This is a genomic window from Mycobacterium sp. 20KCMC460, from assembly GCF_022179425.1.
Lineage (GTDB): Bacteria > Actinomycetota > Actinomycetes > Mycobacteriales > Mycobacteriaceae > Mycobacterium > Mycobacterium kiyosense.
Genome location: NZ_AP025524.1, coordinates 3,388,790 through 3,412,133, shown reverse-complemented (window position 1 = coordinate 3,412,133; position 23,344 = coordinate 3,388,790). Strand labels below are relative to the sequence as shown.

At 66.3% G+C, this 23,344-nt stretch carries 22 protein-coding genes; 11 read left to right on the top strand and 11 right to left on the bottom strand.

Annotation, left to right across the window (positions count from 1 at the left end; translation table 11 throughout):
• Positions 1-27: 27 nt before the first annotated feature.
• On the bottom strand, positions 28-933 hold the full coding sequence (locus tag MKCMC460_RS15785; protein ID WP_236983403.1) for an NAD(P)-dependent oxidoreductase: 906 nt from the start codon (positions 931-933) through the stop codon (positions 28-30).
• Positions 926-1,549, bottom strand: a complete 624-nt coding sequence (locus MKCMC460_RS15780; protein ID WP_236983405.1) for a TetR/AcrR family transcriptional regulator — start codon at positions 1,547-1,549, stop codon at positions 926-928. Before MKCMC460_RS15780 ends, MKCMC460_RS15785 begins: the two co-directional genes overlap by 8 nt.
• 107 nt (positions 1,550-1,656) lie before the next feature.
• On the opposite strand from MKCMC460_RS15780, the gene MKCMC460_RS15775 reads away from it, so the two are divergent.
• The 6 genes from MKCMC460_RS15775 to MKCMC460_RS15750 all read left to right on the top strand — a co-directional run bounded on the left by MKCMC460_RS15775 (position 1,657) and on the right by MKCMC460_RS15750 (position 5,184).
• Positions 1,657-2,139 (top strand): SgcJ/EcaC family oxidoreductase, encoded by a 483-nt coding sequence (locus MKCMC460_RS15775; protein WP_236983414.1) that lies wholly within the window; start codon positions 1,657-1,659, stop codon positions 2,137-2,139.
• A gap of 26 nt (positions 2,140-2,165) precedes the next feature.
• Positions 2,166-2,642: a DUF6790 family protein gene (locus tag MKCMC460_RS15770; protein WP_238304540.1), complete on the top strand. Its 477-nt coding sequence runs from the start codon at positions 2,166-2,168 to the stop codon at positions 2,640-2,642.
• 249 nt (positions 2,643-2,891) lie between these two features.
• Positions 2,892-3,512, top strand: a complete 621-nt coding sequence (locus MKCMC460_RS15765; RefSeq protein WP_289624833.1) for a PE family protein — start codon at positions 2,892-2,894, stop codon at positions 3,510-3,512.
• Positions 3,509-3,769, top strand: a complete 261-nt coding sequence (locus MKCMC460_RS15760) for a hypothetical protein (RefSeq protein WP_236983431.1) — start codon at positions 3,509-3,511, stop codon at positions 3,767-3,769. The genes MKCMC460_RS15765 and MKCMC460_RS15760 overlap by 4 nt, the downstream gene beginning before the upstream one ends.
• Positions 3,770-3,815: 46 nt before the next feature.
• Positions 3,816-4,229, top strand: a complete 414-nt coding sequence (locus tag MKCMC460_RS15755; protein ID WP_236983433.1) for an NYN domain-containing protein — start codon at positions 3,816-3,818, stop codon at positions 4,227-4,229.
• Positions 4,222-5,184 carry a nitronate monooxygenase family protein gene (locus tag MKCMC460_RS15750; protein ID WP_255731218.1) on the top strand — a complete coding sequence of 321 codons (963 nt, stop codon included), beginning with the start codon at positions 4,222-4,224 and terminating at the stop codon, positions 5,182-5,184. The genes MKCMC460_RS15755 and MKCMC460_RS15750 overlap by 8 nt, the downstream gene beginning before the upstream one ends.
• A gap of 38 nt (positions 5,185-5,222) precedes the next feature.
• Here the strand turns inward: MKCMC460_RS15750 and tpx are convergent, their stop codons facing one another.
• Complete coding sequence (gene tpx / locus MKCMC460_RS15745; RefSeq protein ID WP_236983435.1) at positions 5,223-5,720, bottom strand: thiol peroxidase; 498 nt, start codon at positions 5,718-5,720, stop codon at positions 5,223-5,225.
• Positions 5,721-5,850: 130 nt separating this feature from the next.
• On the opposite strand from tpx, the gene MKCMC460_RS15740 reads away from it, so the two are divergent.
• A complete protein-coding gene (locus MKCMC460_RS15740) occupies positions 5,851-6,801 on the top strand; it encodes a GlxA family transcriptional regulator (protein ID WP_236983437.1) in 951 nt (316 codons plus the stop codon).
• Between the two features lie 13 nt (positions 6,802-6,814).
• Positions 6,815-7,546, top strand: coding sequence for a DJ-1/PfpI family protein (locus MKCMC460_RS15735; RefSeq protein ID WP_236983439.1), 732 nt, complete (start codon positions 6,815-6,817; stop codon positions 7,544-7,546).
• A gap of 47 nt (positions 7,547-7,593) precedes the next feature.
• Here MKCMC460_RS15735 and MKCMC460_RS15730 read toward each other — a convergent pair whose 3' ends face one another.
• A complete protein-coding gene (locus MKCMC460_RS15730) occupies positions 7,594-8,070 on the bottom strand; it encodes a nuclear transport factor 2 family protein (protein WP_236983441.1) in 477 nt (158 codons plus the stop codon).
• A 19-nt stretch (positions 8,071-8,089) separates the two neighbouring features.
• Here MKCMC460_RS15730 and MKCMC460_RS15725 point away from each other — a divergent pair, with 19 nt between their 5' ends.
• Entirely contained in the window at positions 8,090-8,857 is a 768-nt protein-coding gene (locus MKCMC460_RS15725; protein WP_236983443.1) for an SDR family oxidoreductase, read from the top strand.
• Here the strand turns inward: MKCMC460_RS15725 and MKCMC460_RS15720 are convergent.
• The 3 genes from MKCMC460_RS15720 to lipD all read right to left on the bottom strand — a co-directional run bounded on the left by MKCMC460_RS15720 (position 8,842) and on the right by lipD (position 12,892).
• Positions 8,842-9,618 (bottom strand): YqjF family protein, encoded by a 777-nt coding sequence (locus MKCMC460_RS15720; RefSeq protein WP_236983445.1) that lies wholly within the window; start codon positions 9,616-9,618, stop codon positions 8,842-8,844. The genes MKCMC460_RS15725 and MKCMC460_RS15720 overlap by 16 nt on opposite strands.
• Positions 9,618-11,444, bottom strand: coding sequence for a fatty acyl-AMP ligase (locus MKCMC460_RS15715; protein ID WP_236983447.1), 1,827 nt, complete (start codon positions 11,442-11,444; stop codon positions 9,618-9,620). The genes MKCMC460_RS15720 and MKCMC460_RS15715 overlap by 1 nt, the downstream gene beginning before the upstream one ends.
• 173 nt (positions 11,445-11,617) lie before the next feature.
• Complete coding sequence (gene lipD / locus MKCMC460_RS15710) at positions 11,618-12,892, bottom strand: lipase LipD (protein ID WP_236983449.1); 1,275 nt, start codon at positions 12,890-12,892, stop codon at positions 11,618-11,620.
• A 139-nt stretch (positions 12,893-13,031) separates the two neighbouring features.
• Here lipD and MKCMC460_RS15705 point away from each other — a divergent pair, with 139 nt between their 5' ends.
• Entirely contained in the window at positions 13,032-13,496 is a 465-nt protein-coding gene (locus tag MKCMC460_RS15705) for an SRPBCC family protein (protein WP_236983450.1), read from the top strand.
• Between the two features lie 18 nt (positions 13,497-13,514).
• On the opposite strand, the gene MKCMC460_RS15700 is transcribed toward MKCMC460_RS15705, so the two are convergent.
• Both MKCMC460_RS15700 and MKCMC460_RS15695 read right to left on the bottom strand, forming a co-directional pair.
• Positions 13,515-14,678 (bottom strand): LLM class flavin-dependent oxidoreductase, encoded by a 1,164-nt coding sequence (locus MKCMC460_RS15700; RefSeq protein WP_236983452.1) that lies wholly within the window; start codon positions 14,676-14,678, stop codon positions 13,515-13,517.
• Between the two features lie 109 nt (positions 14,679-14,787).
• Positions 14,788-15,192, bottom strand: coding sequence for a hypothetical protein (locus MKCMC460_RS15695; protein ID WP_236983454.1), 405 nt, complete (start codon positions 15,190-15,192; stop codon positions 14,788-14,790).
• A gap of 739 nt (positions 15,193-15,931) precedes the next feature.
• Here MKCMC460_RS15695 and MKCMC460_RS15690 point away from each other — a divergent pair.
• Positions 15,932-20,059, top strand: a complete 4,128-nt coding sequence (locus MKCMC460_RS15690) for a PPE family protein (RefSeq protein ID WP_236983462.1) — start codon at positions 15,932-15,934, stop codon at positions 20,057-20,059.
• Positions 20,060-20,134: 75 nt separating this feature from the next.
• On the opposite strand, the gene aceA is transcribed toward MKCMC460_RS15690, so the two are convergent.
• Positions 20,135-22,423, bottom strand: a complete 2,289-nt coding sequence (aceA, locus tag MKCMC460_RS31770; protein WP_238304539.1) for an isocitrate lyase ICL2 — start codon at positions 22,421-22,423, stop codon at positions 20,135-20,137.
• 204 nt (positions 22,424-22,627) lie between these two features.
• Entirely contained in the window at positions 22,628-23,344 is a 717-nt protein-coding gene (locus tag MKCMC460_RS15680; RefSeq protein ID WP_236983466.1) for an MBL fold metallo-hydrolase, read from the bottom strand.

Sequence of the window (23,344 nt, the reverse complement as noted above, 5' to 3'; positions counted from 1 at the left end):
ACGGCCGCCGTGCTGCGGCCTTCCGGGCTACGCGTCCACCAGGTCCGGGTGAAATTTGGCGGCCATGCGCCGCAGGCCCTCCCGCCAATCCACGGTGCTGCCGCCGCCGATCAGTTCGTGTAGTCGGGTGACGTCCACGGGATTGCCGCGCAGCGCCTGCTCGCTTTCGACGAAGACCGGCTCGCGACCGACGAGCGTGCCCAGGAAGGTGCACCATTGCTGGATGCTGACGGTCTGGTCGCCGGCCCAGTTCACCGTCGTCGCCGGAACCGCCGCCACCGCAAGCAATTTCGGGATGGTCGCGATGATGTCGTCTTGGTGAATGGGGTTGTAGTGGGCCGGGCCGCCGGACGGAACCGGGATCGGGATTCCACCCAGGATCATCTCCATGTGGTAGAACGGCCATCCCCCGTTGTCCCCGTACGGCACGTTGAGCCGGGCGATGGTGGTGGGCACCCCGAGGATGCGCGCGGTCGTACGGGCGACAGCCTCACCGGCGATCTTGGAGATCGAGTAGGTGGGAAACAACGGTTTGTGGTTGTCGCCCAGGGCGGCACGCTCGGTACGCACCTCGTCGTCGGGCGGGTCGTATACCGCCGCTGATGAGCAGTGCAGAAACGCCTTTGCGGTGCGGCAGTGCGCCATCAGGAGTCCGACCGAGTCCGCGTTGGCGGCCAGATCCTTGTCCCACCTTCCGCTCTTGGCCACCGCGAGGTTGAGCACGTAGTCGAAGTCGGACGGGAGTCCGCTGAAATCCCCGGCCGCCAGATTGACCGTCTCGCACCGGACGCCGCCCTGTTCCAATTTGGTGCGGGCGGCGGCGTCGGTGAACCGGGCGATGCCCCAGACCTCGTTGTCGGGTGCCAGGGCCAGGGCGATTGGTGTGGCGACCTGACCGGTTACCCCGGTGACGAGGATCTTCGAATCACGCATGGGCTGATGGTAGGTGACGCGTCGCATCCGCAGGCAGCCCCGCCACGCGCCGCGCGAGTTGCTCGGTGAGGGCGACCCGATCCAGCGGCCCCAGCCGGCGAAGCTCGCGGCGGTCGGGCTTTTCCAGCGTCGCCATGCCGTGCATGCTCACCCACAAAAGAAATGCGTCGGAGTGTGGATCGGTGCTTGTCGACAGGCCCGCCGCTGCGCATGCCTGCAGTGCGTCCGCGATCCGGGCGAAGGTGGCGCCGGCGCCCGGCGCAAAGCCGGTGCCGCTGATCATGAATCGGTACCGCGACCGATGCTCCCAGCCGTACCGGACGTAGGCCAGGCAACCGGCCACCAGTCGCGCATCCGGGGCCGCCGGCCCGACCATCGCGGTGGCGACGATGTCGTCGAGGTCGGCAAAACTGCGCTCGAGAACGGCGTCGAGGATCGCCGCCAGATCGGCGAAATGCGGGTAGATCGACGGGGCGCTGATGCCGGCCCGGCGCGCGATCCCGCGCAGCGTCAGCGACGGCGGTTCGGTCGCATCGTCGATGAGAGATAGTGCAGCATCGATGATTTCGTCGCGCAACCGGTCGCCCTGCCCGCGTTGGTTGCGGCTGCGTGCCACTCCCGCCATGTTTCTTGGCTCCGCCTTTCGTACTATTGCGCCGTTATCCTAACAGATGTTAGCTTACCGATATAAGTTTACAATCGTTAGTTTAACGGGAGGTCCCCATGCACATCGATCGGCGGGACGGCATCGCGATTTCTGGAATCGAGCGGATGGACGAGGCGGACCGGCCCGAAATACTGGCGACACTCGACCGGCTGTTCCGCGGCTTCGTGCTGCGAGACGCCGATCTGCTGGACGGCGTCTACAGCACCGACGCGGACTGGATCAACGCTTTCGGCAGCGTGCAAAAGGGCGGTGCACAGATCGTCGAATACCTGCGCGGACTCTTCGCCGACCGCAACTTCAACGACGGGCAGCTGACCGCGGGTCCGGTGTGCTCACTGCGGCGCCTCGACGCCGACAACGCGGTTGTGCACGCCCACCTGCAGATCGCCGGCCAGTCTCTGGTCGGAGGTGGAGCGATAGCGCTGCGGGACAACCACTCGATCCGGGTCGTCGCCCGGCAGGCCGACGGCGCATGGCGGATCGTGTCGGAGATGTTCATGGATGTGCGCCAGGACCAGAGCTACGCCAACCATTCCTAGAAGTGGCCGAACAGGAAAGCAGCACAATGTATATCGTCGTGGTTCTACTGCAGACCGTGATCTTGCCGATGATCTCGGGCGCCCTGCAACTGGCCGTCTCCGGCGGTGACCCCGCGATCGTGCTCGGCGTCTGGTGGGCATTCTGGGGTGTGGGCACTCGGCTGTTCGTCGCGGGTGTCAGCCAGTTGGTGAACCCGGGACGCACCGCTCAGGGCATCCTCGGCATCGACGATTCCAGCGCCGAATTGGTGGTGCATGAACTCGGTTACGCCAACCTGAGCATGGGACTTGTCGCGATGCTCAGCGCCTTCGCCGGTAGCTGGGGGGTCCTCGGGTCGATCCCGGGCGCCGTCTTTCTTGGCCTCGCCGGCCTGCGCCACGTCGCCAGGCGGGGCAAGAACCGTGACGAGGTGGTGGCCACCTGGACAGACCTGCTGGTCTTCGTCGTCGTGTCGGCAGGCGCAGTGATGACTTTTGCGCATTCTGCTCACCTCGGGTGGTAGTGTCCCCGCGCCCCGACGTCGCCGACGACCGGATGAAATGTCATGAATTGTCTTTGTCCGCTCCTCTCGATACGGCCCCTCGAGGGCGGCCTCACAGACGTGTCGCCGTTGTGCCGATAGTCGGAATAGCGACGATTTCGCAGTATTGCGCGTTGCGCTCATAGCTTGCGAAAAGGTGCAACCGGGCGGTCACCGTCACCTTAGAATTGATGTGTTGTCCAAAAGACCCAGGAGCGGCACTCAATGGCAATGGATTCCATGTCCCACAACCCCGCCGCGGGAGACATCGGTTCGCAGCTGGTCGATATCGGCAGCCAGGGCATTAGCGCCGGTACCACCGCGGCTGCCTCGGTGCTGAGCGGGCTGATTCCCGCCGGCGGCGAGGAGGTCTCGGCGCAGGCGGTGTTGGCGTTTGCGCAAGAGGCAGCCACCATGCTGGCGGCCAACTCGGCCGCGCAAGAAGAACTGATGCGAACCGGCAGCGCGTTGACCGACATCGCCCGGATGTACGGGGAATCCGACGACACCGCCGCGGGCGCCTTGGCGTTCAGCTCCACTCCGATGTCGCGGCTCTCAGCGGCGAGTGCGTTGGGTGGCGGCGCCGGATTGGCTAGCGCCGCAACGACACCGGGCCAGCTCGGCGCCGCGGCCGCCAGTCCGGTGCTGGGCGGTTTGGTGGAGGCTCCGTCGGCGTCGACGGTGTCGGCCGTCGCCGGTGCCGGGTCCACGGCGATGAGTAGTGCGCCGCTGGGAAGCGGTATGGGCGCCGGCACGCCGGCCGGCGGTACCACCAAGCCGGGACTGGCGTCGGCGACCACGCCCGCCGACGACGAAGAGGACAACCGGCAAGACGGCGGCGACGAGCTGTGACCGACGAACCTGACCTGGCCACCGTGCTGCGGAACATGAAGGTCCCCGAACGGATGGCCGGCAGTCAGGCGTTGCGCAACTTTCTGCTCGTCTACATCGACGACCAGGAGTCGCTGGAGAACAACCCGGAACGGCTCAAGCAGCTCAACGGGTTGATGATCCTGTCCCAACTGGAGGTCATCAACGCGCTGGGCACCCTCGAGGAGAAGGCCCGCGCTGAGGCCGAGAGGACGTCGCGTCGGCGCCGGTGGCTCTGAACCGTCTCCGAAAGCCGGGGTTTCGGGCAGGTCGTACCGTGAGGGTGTGCGCTGGATCGTCGATGGAATGAACGTGATCGGCAGTCGTCCCGACGGCTGGTGGAAGGATCGCCGGCGCGCCATGGCGGCACTCGTGGAAAGCCTGCAGCGGTGGGCCCCGGAAACCGACCGGGTGACGGTGGTGTTCGAGCGGCCGCCGGAGCCGCCCCTCCACTCGTCGGTGATCGAGGTGGCACATGCACCCCAGGCGGCCGCCAACTCGGCCGACGACGAGATTGTCCGGCTGGTGCAAGACCTGATCCTGGGGGATGTCGAACCCGGCGAAATCCGTGTCGTGACATCGGACAAGGCGCTGGCCGACCGGGTCGGTAGCCTCGGCGCATCGGTGCACCGCGCGGAACGGTTCCGCGACGTCATCGACCCGCGCTGCGCGAAACCCGAAAGGCGGCACGATGACTGAGCACACCTGGAACCCCGCAGCGAACCGGGTCTGCGCGCTCGCGCGAGTCGACATCCCGATCATCGGGGCGCCGATGACCTACATCGCCGGAGCTCAATTGGCCGCTGCGGTGTCCAACGCCGGCGCACTGGGCATTATCGAGACCACCTCGGAGCAGGGTCGGGCCGACCTGCGCCGGGTGCGCGACCTCACCGGCCGGCCGGTGGGGGCTAACATCGCGCTGCTGTTCAACCGCGACCCTGCGGTAGTAGACCTGTTGGTGGACAACGATATTCGCTTCGTGACCACGTCGGCCGGCGATCCGGCGCTGTTCACCGAGCGATTGCACGACGCGGGCATCACCGTCTTTCACGTGGTCGGCACCCTGGCCGCGGCCAAGAAAGCCGTCGACGCCGGCGTGGACGGCCTGGTGGTCGAGGGTGTCGAGGGCGGCGGATTCAAGAGCCGGTTCGGCGCCTCGACCATGGTGTTGCTGCCGTTAATCGCAGCCCACGTCGACGTGCCGATCGTGGCGGCGGGCGGGATCTGCGATGCCCGGTCCATGGCGGCGGCCCTGGTGCTTGGAGCCGAAGGTGTGCAGATGGGCACCCGACTGCTCGCCTCGGCGGATTCGCCGGTGCACGCCAACCTGAAGGAGGCTGTGGTGGCGGCCGACGAGACGGGCACCGTGCTGCTGCCCCTGGACAGCCGTCGCATGATGCGGGTGATTCGCACGCCCGCCGCTGAAAAGCTCGATGCCTCAGCGTCTTTCGAGGAAGGCGGTGCCGCGCTGCAGCGCGTGCAGCGGCTCTACTTCGACGGTGACATGGATGCCAGCGTCGCCAACACCGGCCAGGTGGCCGGTCGTATCTACGACTTGCCGACGGCATCCGACATCATCACCGGGATGTGGGCTGGATGCCGGGCGGTATTGGCGTCGACCTCCGATTGGCTGGGCCGAACTTCCCGGGCGTAATTGCGCGAAGAGTCCCCCGGGGCGCTAAGGCGCCGTGTCTATCCGCCCAACGCGGCCAGCGCCGCGTCGTAATCCGGCTCCTGGGCGATCTCGGGCACCAGCTCGGTGTAGGCGACCCTGCCGTCCGCGCCGATCACGACGACAGCGCGGGCCAGCAACCCGGCCATCGGGCCGTCGGTGATGGTGACGCCATAGTCCTCGCCGAAACTGTCCCGGAACGCCGATGCCACCGACACGTTCTCGACGCCCTCGGCGCCGCAGAACCGCTTCTGGGCGAACGGCAGATCCTTGGACACGCAGACTACCGATGCGCCGCCGGCGCCGGCGCGCTCGTTGAACTTGCGCACGCTGGACGCGCACACGGGGGTGTCGATGGACGGAAAGATGTTCAGCAACACCGGCTTACCATTGAACTGGTCGTTGGTCACGGGGCTCAGATCACCGCCCGTCAGGGTGAAAGCGGGGGCCGGAGACCCGACCGCGGGAAGCTCGCCGACTGTGTTGATCGCATTTCCACGCAACGTTATCTGTGCCATGCCCCCAGTCTGCCAACGTCGGTTTCCGGCTCGTCGGCCAGGTCCGGCAAAACCGCTTCCGGCCGGGTTGTCCTGATTTGTGGGATACCGGGCGTAGACGACGGACCAGTGTGGCGCCGAGACTGTCCCCATGGCGCGAAAAGTGGTGATTGCAGGCTTCCCCGGCGTGCAGGGGCTCGACGTGGTGGGCCCCTACGAGGTCTTCACCGGGGCGTCGCTGATGACCGAGGGCGGCTACGAGGTGCTGGTGGCCTCTCGCGGTGCGCAAGCCATCACCACACCGGGTGGTCTGGGTTTCGTCGCCGCCCCGTTGCCCGATCCGAGCCAACGGGTCGACACCGTCGTCCTGCCGGGCGGCATCGGGGTGAACGAGGCGCGATCCGACACGGTATTCCTGGACTGGATCAGGACGTGCGCACGCTCCGCGCGCCGCGTGGTCAGCGTCTGCACCGGCGCCTTTCTGGCCGCCGAGGCGGGGTTGCTGGACGGCTGTCGCGCCACCACCCACTGGGCCTTCGCCGACCGGTTGGCCACCGAGTTCCCCGCCATCGAGGTCGATCCGGACCCGATCTTCATCCGCAGTAGCGACCAGGTATGGACGGCCGCCGGTGTCACGTCCGGGATCGACCTGGCACTGGCGCTGGTCGAGGACGACCATGGCACCGAAGTGGCGCAGACGGTAGCCCGCTGGCTGGTGCTGTATCTGCGCCGGCCCGGCGGTCAAACCCAGTTCGCCGCGCCGGTGTGGATGCCGCGCGCCAAGCGAACCCCGATCCGCGACGTCCAGGACGCCATCGAGTCCGAGCCCGGCGGCGCACACCGCATCGACGACCTGGCCCGGCGCGCGGCCATGAGCCCGCGCCATTTCACCCGGGTGTTCACCGAGGAGGTCGGCGAGGCGCCCGGCCAGTACGTGGATCGGATCCGCACCGAGGCCGCGCGCCGGCAGCTGGAAGAGACCGACGACACCGTCGTCGCCATCGCGTCGCGCTGCGGCTTCGGCACCGCGGAAACCATGCGGCGCAACTTCATTCGCCGGGTCGGCGTCCCCCCGGACCAGTACCGCAAGGCATTCGCCTAGAGAGAGGATCGTGATGACGCAAATCGCGTTTGTGACCTACCCGGGTTTCACCGCCCTGGACATGATCGGCCCGTACGAAGTACTGCGGCAGCTGCCGGACGCCGACGTGCGGTTCGTCTGGCACGAGTCCGGGCCGATCACCGCGGACTCCGGGGTGCTGGTGCTCGGCGCGACGCATTCGCTGGCTGAAACACCCTCGCCCGACGTGATCCTGGTGCCGGGTGGCCCGGGCACACCGGTCCACGCCCGCGACGACAAGCTGCTCGACTGGCTGCGTCAGGCCCATCGGACGGCCAGTTGGACGGCATCGGTGTGCTCGGGTTCGGTGATCCTGGCCGCAGCCGGCCTGCTGCAGGACAAACGCGCCACGTCGCACTGGATCTGTCTGCAGGCGCTGAAGATGTTCGGCGCCACTCCCGTCGGCGACGAGCGAATTGTGCGCGAGGGCAACGTGATTACCAGCGCCGGTGTGTCTGCCGGTCTCGACCTGGCGCTGTGGCTGGCCGGTCAGATCGCGGGCGAGGGCCGTGCCAAAGCGATTCAGTTGGCCATCGAGTACGACCCGCAACCGCCGTTCGACGCCGGGCACCTGTCCAAGGCCTCGGCGGCCACGAAGGCTGCCGCCACCGCGTTGCTGTCGAGGGACAGCGTTACGCCGGCCGCCGTCAAATCCGCCACGTTGCTGGCCTGGGGGCGGGCCTTGGCCGCCGCACGATCGGGACGGCGCAGGCGGCAATTCGTGTAGTTTCGGCGCCGACCGCACGAAATGCGTTGAGGTGGCGGCGTGTCGAGCTAGTGGCCGGGCTGCGTGATGGTGTCGGTGGCGAGCTTGCCGCCGGCGCGCAGCCACTCACCTACTACCCGGGGCGCGTCCCGGTTGGGGTTGTAGATGTCTTCCTCGGCGCAGAACAGGCCGTCGCCGGCGTAGACGAGCCGAGTCCAGTTCGGGAACCAGAACGGGTCTTTGTCCGGGTCGGTCGGATGGTCCAGCTGGTTCCTGATCATGATGACGACGGCGTCGTTCTCCTCGTCGTAGGCGGTCCAGTCCGAGGGAAAACGCATGTGCGGGAAGGGCGCCATGACGTCGACGATCCACTCCCGTACCGCCTCACGGCCGTGGAAGATCCCGTAGTGGTGTTCGGTGTAGACAACGTCTTCGGTGAACAGGTCAGCGAAGGGCCGCCAGTCGCCCGAGGCGGAGCATTCCTCGACGACGGTGGTGTAGTGCTTGACGGCTTCGTCGATCTCAGCTTTGGAGAACTTGCCCATACCGGACACACTAGAGCCTATGAGTGTCCTGGAACTGTTCGACCTGCGCGGCAAGAAGGCCCTGGTGACCGGGGCGTCCAGCGGCATCGGCACGCAAGTCGCCCTGGCCTACGCCGAAGCGGGGGCCGAATTAGCGATTGCGGCAAGGAATTTGGACGCGCTGCAGGCGCTGGCCGAACAGATCGCCGCGGCCGGCGGCAGGGCGGTGCCGATCGCCTGCGACGTCACCGAGCCCGGCCAGGTGAACGCCATGGTCGAGCAGGTGACCGATCAATTGGGCGGCATCGACATCGCGGTCTGCAACGCCGGCATCGTTTCGGTCGCCCCGCTGCTGGAGATGTCGCCGGAGGAGTTCGAGCGTATCCAGAGCACCAATGTCACCGGCGTCTTCCTCACCGCGCAGGCGGCGGCCAGGGCAATGGTCGGGCAGGGCCGGGGCGGATCCATCATCACCACCGCGTCGATGTCCGGCCACATTATCAACGTCCCGCAGCAGGTGGGCCACTACTGCACGTCCAAGGCGGCGGTGATTCACCTGACCAAGGCCATGGCTGTCGAGTTCGCGCCGCACCACATCCGGGTCAACAGCATCAGCCCGGGCTACATCATGACCGAACTCGTCGAACCGCTCGCCGAGTACCACCGCCTCTGGGAGCCCAGGATCCCGCTGGGGCGCATCGGCCGGCCCGAAGAACTCACCGGCCTGTACCTGTACCTGGCCAGCGCGGCGTCGAGCTACATGACCGGCTCCGACCTGGTGATCGACGGGGGCTACTGCCTGCCGTGAACCAGACAGGGACGCCCGAAATTCGTTTGCACGCCCGGCGAATACAGCGCCCGTAGCCGCTCGCCGCAGGGTTGCACCCCGGCCGCGTCGACGAGTTCATCGTGCAGTTCGGTGATCTCGGCCGCCTGCAGCGGCCACTGCACGTGTTCGTTGGGAACCCACCAGGTCCGGCCCGCCTTACGGGTGTGCGCACCCCAGCGGGCGGTCAGCCACACCTCCAGCGGGGTGGCCGTGACGATGTCGCCGACGGTGACCGTCATCAGCGTGCGGAGTCCGCGCCGGGGCCAGCGGCGCACACTGTGGTAAGTGATCTGCTTGCCGGACTTGGACATTCGCATTTTGGCCCAGGTGTACGGGACGCCCAGGCCGATCCTGGTGACGGGCACCACCGCCAGCCGGGCGGTTTCCAGAGACCGGAACAGCACGCCGTGGCGCCCGGCGTCGTCGACCGAATACAGGCGCACGTTCGTCTCCAGGAACCGACCGAAATACGGAAGTGGCAGTGCCGCATTTAGTTTGGTGTAGGTCATGGCGAATGGGATCAAGCCGACGTAGGTGTTGCCGTCGGCGAAGACGTCGGGCCGGGTGCCCGGCGGATACAGGTGCGCGACGCTCTCCGGCCGTACCGGCCAGTGCGTGAAAGTGAGGTCGGTCCAGTGTTGGTCGAAGGTGACCGGCCGCGGCAGCATCGGCGCCGTGACGGGATAACCCGACAGCTCCGCAGCATCGCCGGGATCTGTGGCAGACGGGTCCCCGGTCATCAGTGCACACCCAGTGTCCCGTCGAGGTACGCGGCGCGGCAGGCGACCCGAGCGAGCTTGCCACTGGTGGTGCGCGGAATGGCGCCGGCCGGCAGGAACCGCACGTCGGCGACCGAAACCTTATGTCTGGCAAGCACTGCGGCTCGGATGGCAGCTTTGGCCGGCTCCGGATCTGCGCGACTGGTGCCCGTGGCGCGCTCGGCGATGACCACCAGGCCGTCCGGAGCCGCGAAAGCGGTGACGTATCCGCGGCGCACCATCGGCGAGGCCTCGGCGACGGTGGCTTCGATGTCTTGCGGGTAGTGGTTTCGACCGTCGATGGTGACCAGGTCGGCGATCCGGCCGGTGACATACAATTCGCCGTCGAGGTAGACGGCCAGATCGCCGGTACGCAGCCAGTCGCCGTCGACGTCGGCGCCGGCGGCGTGACTGCCGACACCGAGCGTTTGCCCCAGTTTGGCGCCGAACGTCAGCCGCGTCTCCTCGGGGCGCCCCCAGTAGCCGCGCCCAACGTTGTTGCCCTGTAACCACACTTCGCCGACCCGGCCGTCCGGCAGTTCGGCGCCGGTGCCGGGGTCCACCACGACGGCCCACAGGCTGCGGGCCACCTGACCGCACGACACCTGCGCCACGGCGGCCGGGTGATCAGCGCCGACCGGCACCGCGAATCCCGCGCCCAGTCGGTCGCGGTCGAAATAGACGACCGAAGTCTCGGCGGCGTGGTCGATGGTGGCGATCATCAACGTCGCCTCGGCGATGCCGTAGGACGGCTTGAACGCGGTGCGCGGCAATCCGAACGGCCCGAACGCTTTGTTGAACGAGGTCACCGCCGCGACGCTGACCGGTTCGGAACCGATGATCAGGATGACGTTGCCGAGATCGATCTCGTCGCCGGGTGCGGGGAGGCCGCGCTGTGCCGCCCACTCGTAGGCGAAATTCGGTGCGGCGGTAACCACTTGGCCGATTCGCGAACTCTCCGACAGTGCTTGGATCCAGCGCAGCGGCCGGCGCACGAACGCCGTCGGCGACATCAGCGTGGTGTACCCGCCGTATACGGTCGGGAAGCCGATCATCGACAGCCCCATGTCGTGATACAGCGGCAACCAGCTCACGCCGTGGGTGTTGCGGTTGAGCAGGTCGATCGACAGGATCATCTGGACCAGGTTGGTGGCGACCGCCCGGTGAGTGATCTCCACCCCGATCGGGGGCCGTGTCGCACCCGAGGTGTACTGCAGGTACGACACCGCGTCCATGTCGAGCTGGGCGGGGACGAACAAATCGGCCGCGGCGTCGGGAATTTCGTCGATGACCAAGACGTGCGGACGGTGCAACTGCGCAAGCGTGCTCAGAAAGCCCTCGATGGCAACTTTGGCGGCCGAGGTGGTGAGGACGACGGCCGGTTGCGAATCGCGCAGCGCCGTTTCGAGGCGCTCGGCGTGGCCGGGCAGTTCCGGGGCGAACAACGGCACCGCGATGCTGCCGGCCTTGATCGCGGCGTAGTAGCCGGCCACCCAGTCGATGCTCTGCGGCGCCAGGATCGCCACCCGGTCCCCCGGCCCGGCGAACTGCTGCACATGTGCGGCGATGGCGCGCAACCGGACGCCGAACCGGGCCCACGTCACCTCCTCGACGCGCCCCTCCCCGGCCCCGCTGTGGTGCAGAAATCGGTAGGCGACGGTGTCGCCGACGTATCTGATGTTGCGGTCGATCAGCGAGATCAGCGTGGTGTCCGGCGGCAAGACGATGTTGCCGCCGGCGTCCAGGCAATCCTCGATCTGCAGCAGGCCGTCGCGCACCGCGGGTTTCGAACCGGCGCCGCCATCCATACGCGCAGTCTATAAACCGGTACCCGCCGGACCGTGCAGGCGGCGGTGTGGTCCCGGCCACCGCTGAAGTGGCCGGCGCCGGCGTCGCGAGTGAAACCGGGCTGCGCTTTCCCGCCGGGAATTGCGTGCGTTATCGCGGCGCGGTTCCGCGTGTGCGCCCACCAGCGGTGCGCCTATTCGCCGGCGGCGGGCTCGTGCTCGCCGGTGTCGTGATAGGCCGCACCGAAGTGCGGCACCTGCACCGGGCCATCCTTGCGCGCAGCGGAGACAGCGCTGCGCAGCAACGGAGCCAGGCCGGCGAACGATCCGACGTCGAACAGCAGCAGCGTCAGCAGGCGGTTGTGCACGTAACCGAACGCACTGCCGGTCTCCGGGTCCGCCCACCCGACCGTGCCGCCCAGCCCAATGTGACCGTAACCTTCCAAAAAGCCTGGGACAGGCGAAGATTGATAACCCTGGTGATAGGTGAAAGGCAGACCCAGGTTCAGGTCCGGCCAGAACTCGGACTTTCCCTTCATCCCGGCCACCGCCTCCGAGGACAGCAACCGAGTGTCGTCGATGACGCCGTCGTTGGCCAGCACCGCGTAGGTCTTGGCCAGGGCGCGGGCGGTCACCACACCGTTGACAGCCGGCAGCTCACCGTCCAGGAACGGCATGTCGTCCTGCAGCATCGACATGATGCCGGGGAAGTAGATCGAGCCGAGCAACCCGGAGAACGACAGCCCCGCCACTTTCGGGGCGATGAAGTCCAGCAGCGGTGTCGGGATCTTGGCCTGCGGCAGTAAGGTTTGCGCCGCCGTCGTCGGGCAACCGGCCGGTGGCCGGCCCAGATGCAGGCCGTCGGTGTTCAGCGGCCGGGCCAGTTCCTCGCGGAACAGTTCGCGCATCCCCTTACCGGTCACCGCGCGGGCCAGGCCGGACAGCAGCCACCCGTAGGTGATCGCGTGGTAGGCCATCTTGCCGTGGCCGCGATCCACCGGGGCTGCCGCGAGGCGTTCCTCCATCAGCAGGTGATCCATGATGGTGTCCTTATCGACGCCCTTGAGGTGGGACAGGCCGGCGCGGTGCCGCAACACGTCGCTCACGGTGATCTCGGCCTTGCCGTTGCCGCCGAACTCCGGCCAATAGTCGGCGACGGGCGCGTCGTAGGACAGCAGGCCCCGGTCGACGAGAAGGTGAATGATGGTGGCTGCCAAGCCTTTTGTGGCCGAGAACACCATGGCGCCGGTGTCGGCGGTCCAGGGCACCTCGCCCTTGCGGTCCGAATACCCCGTCCACACGTCGACCACCTGGCGGCCCTCGACGTACACCGACAGCGCCCCGCCGCCGAATTTGCGTCCCGGGTACAGCCCGGCGAACGCGCGAATCACATTCAGGAAGTGCGGATCGCATGCCCCCTGAACGCCGGAGGGAAGGCCGTCGTCGGCGGTGAGAACGGATTGCGCCATAACGTGCATGATTACAGCCTGCGCAGGGCTCATCGCACCGGAATCAGAAATTTTGAACCGTCGCCCGGGCGTCCCGATGCTGCGCGGTAGGGTACCCGGCAGCAACAACTCGGGTAGTCGTCACAGTGGGGAGTCGGGCATGTCGGGACGGAAGTTCTCCTTCGAAGTCAACAAGACCACCAGCGCGCCGCCCGAGATCGTGTTCCGCCTGGTGGCCGACGGCGCCAACTGGAAGGACTGGGCCAAGCCGATCGTCGTGCAGTCCAGCTGGGCCCGCCAGGGCGACCCGGCCCCCGGCGGCGTCGGCGCCATCCGCAAAGTCGGCATGTTCCCCGTGTTCGTCCAGGAGGAGACGGTCGAGTACGAACAAGACCGCCGGCACGCCTACAAGCTGGTCGGTCCGCGCCAGCCCGTCAACGACTACCGTGCCGAGGTCGTGCTCACTCCGACTGCCTCGGGGGGCACCGACATCCGCTGGAGCGGCTCGTTCACCGAGAAGGCCCGCGGCACCGGCCCCGCGGCCAAGGCAGCGATGGGCGGTGCGGTCAAATTCTTCGCGGGAAAGCTGGTGCAGGCGGCCGAACGCGAGGCCGCCAAAGCCTGATCCCGTTGCCGCGCAACGCTATTTCGAGCCGACTTCGTCCTGGTACTTCTTGGTCATGTGCTCGATGGCCTCCAGTTGGGTCACCGCCAGGTCGTCGCGCATCTGACCGGCTCGCCGCGCAGCGTCCAAGGTCGGCTGGGCCTGCCCTTGGAAGTGCGGAATCACCTCCGCGGCGAACAGTTCCGCCGAGCGCCTGGTAGCGGCGGGATTTGCCCACTCGTGGCCCATCTGCAACATGCACCCGAAGCCGCCGGACTGGTCCCACAGCCGCTGCACCTGCTCGCGGGCGCGCTCGGGTGTACCGATGACTCCGGCACCGTTCTCGTTGATCATGTCGATCATCTCGTCGAGCCGGTCGCCGGGCATGGTCATCTGCGGGAACGCCGCAATCTTCTGGAAGTAGCGGAACCACGGCTCGATGCCGAATTTCACCTCGGCGCGGGCCTGTTCGTCGGTCTCTGCGATGTGCATCGGCCCGACCAGGCTCCAGTTGCTGCGGTCGACGGTGGTCCCGAATTTGGCGGCGCGCTCCTCGACGATGCCCCAGTGATAGGCCAGTGCGTCGAAGCCCTCGATCACCAGTGTGGCCCCGATGGACAACAGCCCGATGCCGTGTTTACCCGCCAGTCGCGCGCCGGTCGGGGAGGCGACGGCCGCGACCGCCAACGGAATCCCGCCATCCGAATACGGGGCGAGTTGTAGCTTGGCGTCGATGAGTTGATGGGTGGGGGTCTTGGCGCTCACCGTCTCCCCTGCCAGCAGGCGCACCACGATGTCGAGATTGGTCTCCAGCAGCTCACGGGTGTCGGTCGGCGTCAGCCCGATCATGGACGAGTCGGTGGGAAGTGAGCCGGGCCCCATCCCGCCGATGATGCGACCGTGGGTCAGGTGGTCGAGCAGCATCAGCCGGTCCGCGACCCAGAGCGGGTTGTGGTACGACAGCGATATGACGCCGGTGCCGAACCGAATTCGCTTGGCGCGCTGGGCCGCTGCGCCGATGAACACCTCCGGGGAGCTGATGATCTCGCTGCCCGCCGAATGATGTTCGCCGATCCACGCCTCGTCGTAGCCGAGTGCGTCGAGATGTTCGACGAACTCCAGGTCACGTTGCAGTGCCAGCGTCGGATTGGTGCCGGCGCGGTGGAATGGTGCGATGAAATACCCGAACCTGAGCTTGGCCATCGGGGCTCCCTTGCGATCGGACTATGCCCGACCTTAGCCCCGCGCCGAAAACAATCGAGGACCGGATGGGGGTCCGGTCCTCGACTGCAGTCTCAGTGATCGCGGCCGATCACGGGAACCCGCCGCACAGGTTGCCGACGCATCCACCGCCGCCGCCCGGTCCGCCGCCGCCACCGCCGACACCCGGTATCGAGCCGCTGCCGCCGCCGGGACCGCCACCGCCGGTGGGACCGCCCGGGATGCTGCCGCCGCCACCGTTGGGTCCGCCGCCGCCGGTCGGGCCACCCGGGACGCTGCCGCCACCGCCGCCCGGACCGCCGGTGCCGCTGGGGCCACCGGGCCCGGGCGACCCCGGGTTGTCCGAGGGCGCCGACGTCGATGTCACCGACGTAGAAGTCGTCGGGGTGGTGCTACTGCTGGGCGACTTGTTGTCGCTGTGACCGCAGGCAACGGCCATGATCAGCATGGCTCCCCCGCCGAAGACCGCGAACGCCGTCCTGGCTTCAGATCTCATCAAATTTCACCAAACTTCACTCTCGACGCAGTTGGGCGCGGTTCGCATACCCCCTGATCCGTCGGCGGAAACTTAACGGGTTTCACCCGTGCCGGGGTTTCGCGGGTTCGCATTCGCGCGCAATAACTTTGGCTCGGCTGGCGCGGCGTCCGATCTTGTGCGCCGGCTCATCCGGTGAACCACTCCGCAGCGCGGGGATCGCGTCGGCCATTCGTTCACAGCGTGTCGGGTCCGGACAGCCCTTGTCCCCCAGCCGCGGCAGCCGGACTGTCCCAGCAACCGGAATCCTTGGTACATGTCGACGGCGCGCGAAACGAATGAGCTCGAGCATTTGACAGCCAGATAAACCTTTCTGCTGATTGTTTGCGAGCCATTTGAGCCCGATATGGTTCGCGCTCGACGCACTTTCGGATTTTTCTCGCCGCGGGGCGCACTGCCGCTGCGGTAGCCGAGTTTCGTTGGTGTGCAGAGCAGTCCATGCCCGGGAAGCTTCGTGGCTTTGACATGGAGCGTGGAACTTGCGCTCCAAATCGCGTTTGTAAAGTAAATGGGCAAATTGCAAGGCATGGAATAACGTTTTGATAACATTTAAATCGCGTTTTAATAAATACGATGCTTTTACCCGCCGTCTGCCCCGTAACTTGTCCGCAACGTCATCAGTTTGATGGCGACCGTGGGTCGGGGGCTTTCGGTTGCCGAGAGCTGAACCGGCGCACCACTCGAGAGAGGGCCTGAAGCGATGAACTATTCGGTGCTGCCCCCAGAGATCAACTCGGCGCTGATCTACGCCGGTGTGGGATCGGAGCCAATGCTGGCCGCGGCGGCCGCGTGGGACGCCCTTGCTGACGAATTAGCCACTGCAGCAGAGTCTTTCGCCTCGGTGACGGCCAATCTGGTCAACGAGTCCTGGCAGGGACCGGCCGCGACCGCGATGGCCGCCGCCGCGTCTCCGTACGCAGGATGGCTCAGTGGTGCGGCGGCACTGGCGGGGCGATCCGCGGCGCAGGCCGGTGCCATGGCCGCCGAGTTCGACGCGGTCCGAGCGGCGGTGGTGCACCCCGAGCTGGTGGCCGCCAACCGGCAGGCGTTCGTGTCGCTGGTGCTGTCGAACATCTTCGGGCAGAACGCGCCCGCCATTGCGTCTGCCGAGTTCTTCTACGAGGAAATGTGGGCGCTGGACGTGTCGGCGATGGCGGCCTACCACGTCGGCGCCTCGACCATCGTTTCCGCGCTGAAGCCCGTCGCGCAGTCCTTGCAAGGTCTTTCCAGCCTTCCCGGTCAGATTGCCGCGGGCATCCCCGCCGCGGCCGCGACGCCGGCCGTGACAGCGAACAGACTGCTCACCGTCAGCCTCGGATTGGCCAACATCGGTGGTGGCAATATCGGCAACGGCAACTTCGGCTACAACAACGTCGGTGGCGGCAATCTGGGCGCGGGGAACCTGGGCTGGGGCAACTCCGGCACGTCGAACTTCGGCCTGGCGAACCTCGGGGGCGGCAACTTCGGCCTGGCCAACCTCGGTAATGGGAACTTCGGTTTCGGCAACACCGGCGCCGGCAACATCGGGTTCGGGAATACCGGCACCAACAACATCGGGTTCGGACTGAATGGTGTCGGCCAGATCGGCGTCGGCGGGCTGAACTCCGGCACCGGCAACATCGGATTGTTCAACTCCGGCAACGGCAACATCGGGTTCTTCAACTCCGGCAACGGTAATTTCGGTATCGGAAACTCGGGCAGTTTCAACACCGGCCTGTGGAGTTCGGGGTCAGCCAACACCGGTGTGTTCAACGTCGGCTCGTTCAACACCGGCGCACTGAACGTCGGAGATGCCAACACGGGCAATTTCAACGTCGGCAACTTCAACATGGGGAACTTCAACCCGGCGTCGACGAACACCGGTTCGGCCAATACCGGTTCGGCCAACACCGGCTTCTTCAACTCCGGAAACGTCAACACCGGGCTGTTCAACCTCGGTGACATGAACAACGGCATTTTCAACACGGGCCAAGCAAACAACGGTGTCTTCTATCGCGGTGTGGGACAGGGCAGCCTGCAATTCGCGATCACCACTCCCGACTTGACGTTGCCACCGCTGGACGTACCTGGCATCTCGATTCCCGCATTCAACCTGCCGGCACTGAGCATTCCGCCGATCAACGTGCCGTCGATTTCGATTCCGGCCGGGACCGCGCTGGGTGCGTTCAACCTGCCGACGTTGAGCATCCCGCCGATCAGCGTGCCGTCGATTTCGATTCCGGCCGGCACCGTGCTGGGCTCGTTCAACCTGCCCACGTTGAGCATCCCGCCGATCAACGTGCCATCGATCTCGATTCCGGCCGGCACCGCGCTGGGCTCGTTCAACCTGCCCACGCTGAGCATCCCGCCGATCAGCGTGCCATCGATCTCGATTCCGGCCGGCACCGCGCTGGGTGCGTTCAACCTGCCCACGCTGAGCATTCCGCCGATCAGCGTGCCGTCGATCTCGATTCCGGCCGGCACCGCGCTGGGTTCCTTCAACCTGCCCACGCTGAGCATCCCGGCAATCAACGTCCCGTCAATCTCGATTCCGGCCGGCACCGCGCTGGGTTCCTTCAACCTGCCCACGCTGAGCATCCCGCCGATCAACGTGCCACCGATCTCGATTCCGGCCGGCACCGCGTTGGGTTCCTTCAACCTGCCGACGCTGAGCATCCCGCCGATCAACGTGCCGTCGTTCACGCTTCCGTCGGGAACGTTGATCGGCGCGTTCGACCTGCCAGCCCTAGGCATTCCGCCGATCAGCGTGCCATCGATTTCGATTCCGGCCGGGACCGCGTTGGGTTCCTTCAACCTGCCGACGCTGAGCATCCCGCCGATCAGCGTGCCGTCGATCTCGATTCCGGCCGGCACCGCGCTGGGCTCCTTCAACCTGCCCACGCTGAGCATCCCGCCGATCAACGTCCCGTCAATCTCGATTCCGGCCGGCACCGCGCTGGGCTCCTTCAACCTGCCCACGCTGAGCATCCCGCCGATCAGCGTGCCGTCGATTTCGATTCCGGCCGGCACCGCGCTGGGCTCCTTCAACCTGCCCACCCTGACCATTCCGTCGATTACGGTGCCACCAATCGCGATCCCAGCGGGGACGGCGATCGGCGGGTTCAAACTGCCGGCGATACAAACCCCGGGCATCTACGTGCCGAGTATCACCACCGGATCGTTCACCACCCCGACGATTTCCACCCCGTACATCACCGGGCCCCGACTCGACTTTCCCGGTATCAGCATTCCGATCCGTCTCTTCCTGCCGAACAACATCATCGCTCTGCAAACTGGTGTGTCGGGCCAATACCCGGCCATCGGATCGTTCTACGGACAACCCGGCGCCTTCATCGAAACCGGCTCGTTCTCGGTCGGCCCGGTGGGCCTCACCGGGTTCAGCATCTCGCCGATCACCATCGACGGGTTCTCCCTCCCCGCGCTCAACATCCCCGGCATCTACGTCCCTCCCATCGACGTCGCCGGCTTCGCATTGCCCGCCATATCAACTCCGCAATTCAATACGCCTGCGCTGACACTCAACCCGATCGGCGTGGGTTCGCTCAGCCTGCCGAACATCACCACCCCGGCGTTCTCCACACCGGCGCTGACGATCGACCCAATCGGGTTGAGCAGCTTCACATTGCCGGACATCACGACGCCGGCGTTCTCGACTCCGGCGCTGAGCCTCAACCCGATCGGCGTGGGGTCGTTCAGCCTGCCGAACATCACCACTCCGCCGTTCTCGACTCCGGCGCTGACGATCAACCCGATCGGACTGAGCAGCTTCACATTGCCGGACATCACGACGCCGGCGTTCTCGACTCCGGCGTTGACCATCGACCCCATCTCCGTCCAGGCGTTCACGCTGCCGGGAGTCACGACTCCGGCGTTCTCCACTCCGGCGTTGTCGCTCAACCCAATTGGGGTGGGTTCGTTCAGCCTGCCGAACATCACCACCCCGGCGTTCTCGACTCCGGCGTTGACGCTCAACCCGATCGGCCTGGGAGCGTTCACGCTGCCCGACATCACCACCCCGGCGTTCACCACGCCGGCGTTGACGCTCAACCCAATTGGGGTGGGTTCGTTCAGCCTGCCGAACATCACCACCCCGGCGTTCTCCACGCCGGCGTTGACGCTCAACCCGATCGGCCTGGGAGCGTTCACGCTGCCCGACATCACCACCCCGGCGTTCACCACGCCGGCGTTGACGCTCAACCCAATTGGGGTGGGTTCCTTCAGCCTGCCGAACATCACCACCCCGGCGTTCACCACGCCGGCGTTGACGCTCAACCCAATTGGGGTGGGTTCCTTCAGCCTGCCCGACATCACCACCGCGGCGTTCACCACGCCGGCGTTGACGATCAACCCGATCGGCCTGGGAGCGTTCACGCTGCCCGACATCACCACCGCGGCGTTCACCACGCCGGCTCTGAGCATCCCGCCGTTCGGACTTTCGGCGTTCACCACACCACCGATAACGGTCCCGAGCATCCATCTGCCGAGCGCGACCATCGCCACGTTCTCCGTCCCGCCGGCACCGGGCTACCTGAATGCGAGTGTCAATCCGTCCTCGGGCTTCTTCAACGCCGGCGCCGGCGGAAACTCCGGATTCGCCAACAACGGTTCCGGCCTGTCAGGTTGGTGGAATTCCACCGGGCCGGGCCTGCTCGGTGGATCGGGTTCACAGAACTACGGCGGGATGATCTCGGGCTTCAACAACGTGGGCGGCGGCATCTCCGGTTTCGCCAACACCGGCGTCCTGGGCGTAGCAGTGACCAACTTCGTCTCGGGCCTGGCCAACATCGGCAACAACCTGTCGGGACTGTTCTTCCAGGGCACGACATAACCGCCACCGCAACGCAATTCGCGCCCATCCTCAGAACGGGCGCGAATCGCGTTCGACAGGAGCAGGTTTCGGCAGTCAGTCCTGCTTGAGGATCAACCTGCGCAGTGCTTCGCGGTCAGGATTCAGCAGCTCCGCGATGCGGGGCTTGTTGACCTCGGCGACGATGATCTCGCCGACCTCTTGGTAAACCTCGCTGAAGATGCCGTGCGACTTCATCTTCTCGGTCTGATACTGGTTGTCCTCGGTCGGCGTCACGTAGTACACCGCGTCGGCCTTGAACCGGTGCACCAACCACAGGTGGATCAGCGTCATCAGCCGCTTCTGCCGCAGCTTCTCGGCGAAGGTGTTCTGGTCGCGGACTTGCAGAATGCTGCGGCCGTGTCGATCCTTGATAGGGTCGACGACCACGTTGGCCAACTGCTCCTCACCCTCGCCGTAGATGCCGAGTTCGAGCACGTCGCTGCCGGCGCGGCGGGGGCGCAAAGTGACACGGAGCTTCTCGCCCAACTGGTAATGGTCGCTCCACAGCGCCAGCCACTCCTCGAGCAGCTTCTTGGGCACCTCGGTCTGCACCAGATGCTGATGCTGCGTGGATCCCTTGCCCATCGACTTGGTGGTGGCGGTACGGCCCGACGAAGCGGCCAGCGCCGCGTCGCTGCGCGGTCCGCCGACCAGAGTCTGCGGGGTTCGGTACGGCGACTCGACCAGGCGCATTTTGCGCTGCAGCCGGGCCAGCGCCAGCATGCCGTCCTGCCTGAGGTTGGTGGCGAACTCCTCGGCGGCGACGCCGTCGATCTGGTGTCCGCCATAGGTGATGAAGTTGAAGACGAAGCCCATCTTGCCGAGCTCAGCCGGGAACTGCTTCATCTGCTCGTCGCTCATACCGGTGGTGTCCCAGTTGAACGACGGCGAGAGGTTGTAGGCCAGCATCTGGTCGGGGAACTTGGCGTGGATCGCGTCGGCGAACTGCTTGGCGTCGGCCAGATCCGCGGTCTTGGTCTCCATCCAGAGGATATCGGCGAACGGCGCCGCGGCCAGCGACTTGGCGATCGCATAGGGGATGCCACCGCGGATCTGATAGTAGCCCTCCGGCGTCTTGGTCAGTTCGCAATCCCAATTGGCGTCGGCACCAAGCTCTTTGGCCTTGGCCCGGGCCGAGTACAGCGATGCCGTAGCGGCGAACTCGCTCCACTCGTCGGGGCTCATGGAGCTCGGCTCACCTTCGCTCTCGCCGAACTGCAGCACTTCGGCCACGGCCTCGCCGTAGGTCATCACCCCGGCGTCCTCCTCCCAGGCCGCCACGAACTTCGACTCGACCTCGTCGAACAGATCGTCGACCGACTGCGCGCCCGCCGATTTCCACGTGTTGACCGCCTCGGAGATCAGGGCGTGAATACCGTTGCGATCCAGCCACGCGTCGGCCGCCGCGTACTCGCCGGCGCTGAGCGCATAGAGCAGGTGGCCGTTGATGTCCTCCAGGCCCAGGTCGTAGAAGCGCCGGACCATGGCCAGGAAGCACGCCTTGTAGGACGGGATGTTGAGGTTGGTGGCGCCGAGCAGGAACGGCTGGTCGCGTTCGTCGCCGCGGCTGTCGATCAGGTTCGCCGCTTCGGCATCGGTGCGGGCCACGATGATGCCGGGCACGTTCATGATGTCGAGCTGGAAGCGGGCGGCGTTGAGCCGCTTGATCTGCTCATCGGACGGCACCAGAACCTTGCCGCCCTGGTGGCCACATTTCTTGGTTCCCGGGCGCTGGTCCTCGATGTGGTATCCGGGCACACCGACCTCGACGAAGCGCCGAATCAGGTTGCGCACGTGCGGGTCTCCGCCGTGACCGGTGTCGGCGTCGGCGATGATGAACGGCCGGAAGTCGTACTTGGTGGCTGTGGCGCGCTGCTTCTCGTTCATCTGCAGCCGCAGATATTCCTGGTTGCGGTCCGCGGTGAGCAGAGCGCGCACCAGTACAGCGGCGTCGTCGGGCACCTGGCTGAGCGGATAGCTGGCAAGGTCGGGCCCGGGATCTTCGGTGACGGACCCCTTGGCCGAGGTGGCCCAACCGCCCAGGTAGATCGCCTCGATGCCCATACGCTTCATGCTCACGGCCTGCCCCGGCGAGTAGGGGCCAAAGGTGGTGATGCTCTTCTTCTGGGCGAAGAGTTCACGCAGGCGCGGGTAGAAGGCCGCCGCCGCCTCACGGGCCACGGTGTAGTCGACGGGAATGGTCCCGCGCTGCTCTACGACCTGCCGCGCCGTGTACAGGCGCGTGATTCCCTCGAATCGCGAGCTCGCAAAGTACCGCTCGGTGGCGGCGACCTCTTGCTCGAACGGTGATTGGACGGCATTGTCCGTTTCGGCGATCGCCATGGCTTTTCGCTCCTCCTCAGCCCCGATTCCCCTGACGCCAGTGAGTGTATGCCCCCGGATAGTGAGCTAGATCACCGGATGAGGCCACCTGCCACCGACCGACCTCGCCGCCACGATCCAGGCCGCCACGATTCAGTAACCGGAGCTAACGGTCTGGGGTTAGACCTCTCGTCGCAGCCTGTACGAAGGCCCGCTAAGTTCGGCTCAGCGCGACAGGTCCGCAGCGGCAGCCCGCAACCAATCCTGTTGGCGGCGAATGAACGCCGCGTCGACCACACTGCCGTGCCCCGGCACGTAGACGGCGTCGGGTCCCCCGATGGCCAGCAGCCGGTCGAGCGTTTCCGGCCACGCCGCCAGGTCGGAATCGGCGTCCAGTGCCGGGTCCCCGGATTCCTCGACGAGGTCGCCGGTGAAGACCACCGCGTTTTCGCCGTCGCGGGCGGGCACCAGCACCACCAGATCCGAGCGAGTGTGACCCGCCCCGAGGTAGGCGATGCTGATCGCGCGATCCCCGAGATCCACGGCGCTGTGCCGGATTCCGTACCGCGGCGCTCGCAATGCCAGGATGGCGCGGTCGATTTGCGTCACATCGGCGCCGTGGTCCACCGCGTCGGCACGCAACTGGGCGGTGCCCGTCGACAAATAGCGGATAACGCCTGGCGCGCAGTGTATTTCGGCGTCGGCGAACACCGGTGAGCCCAGGACGTGATCGAAATGGTGGTGCGTGAGCACGACATCGGTCACCGGCTGCCCGCCGAGCTCGCCGATGTCGGCATTGACCATCGTGGCCTCGTCGAGCGTGCTGCCGGTGTCGACGAGCAGGCTGCCGGTGTGCCCTCGCACCAAACCGACGGTGACGTCGCAGAACGGGAGCCGGCAGCGCTGGACCGTGCCGCTCAGTGCTTCCCACTCGTAGTGCAT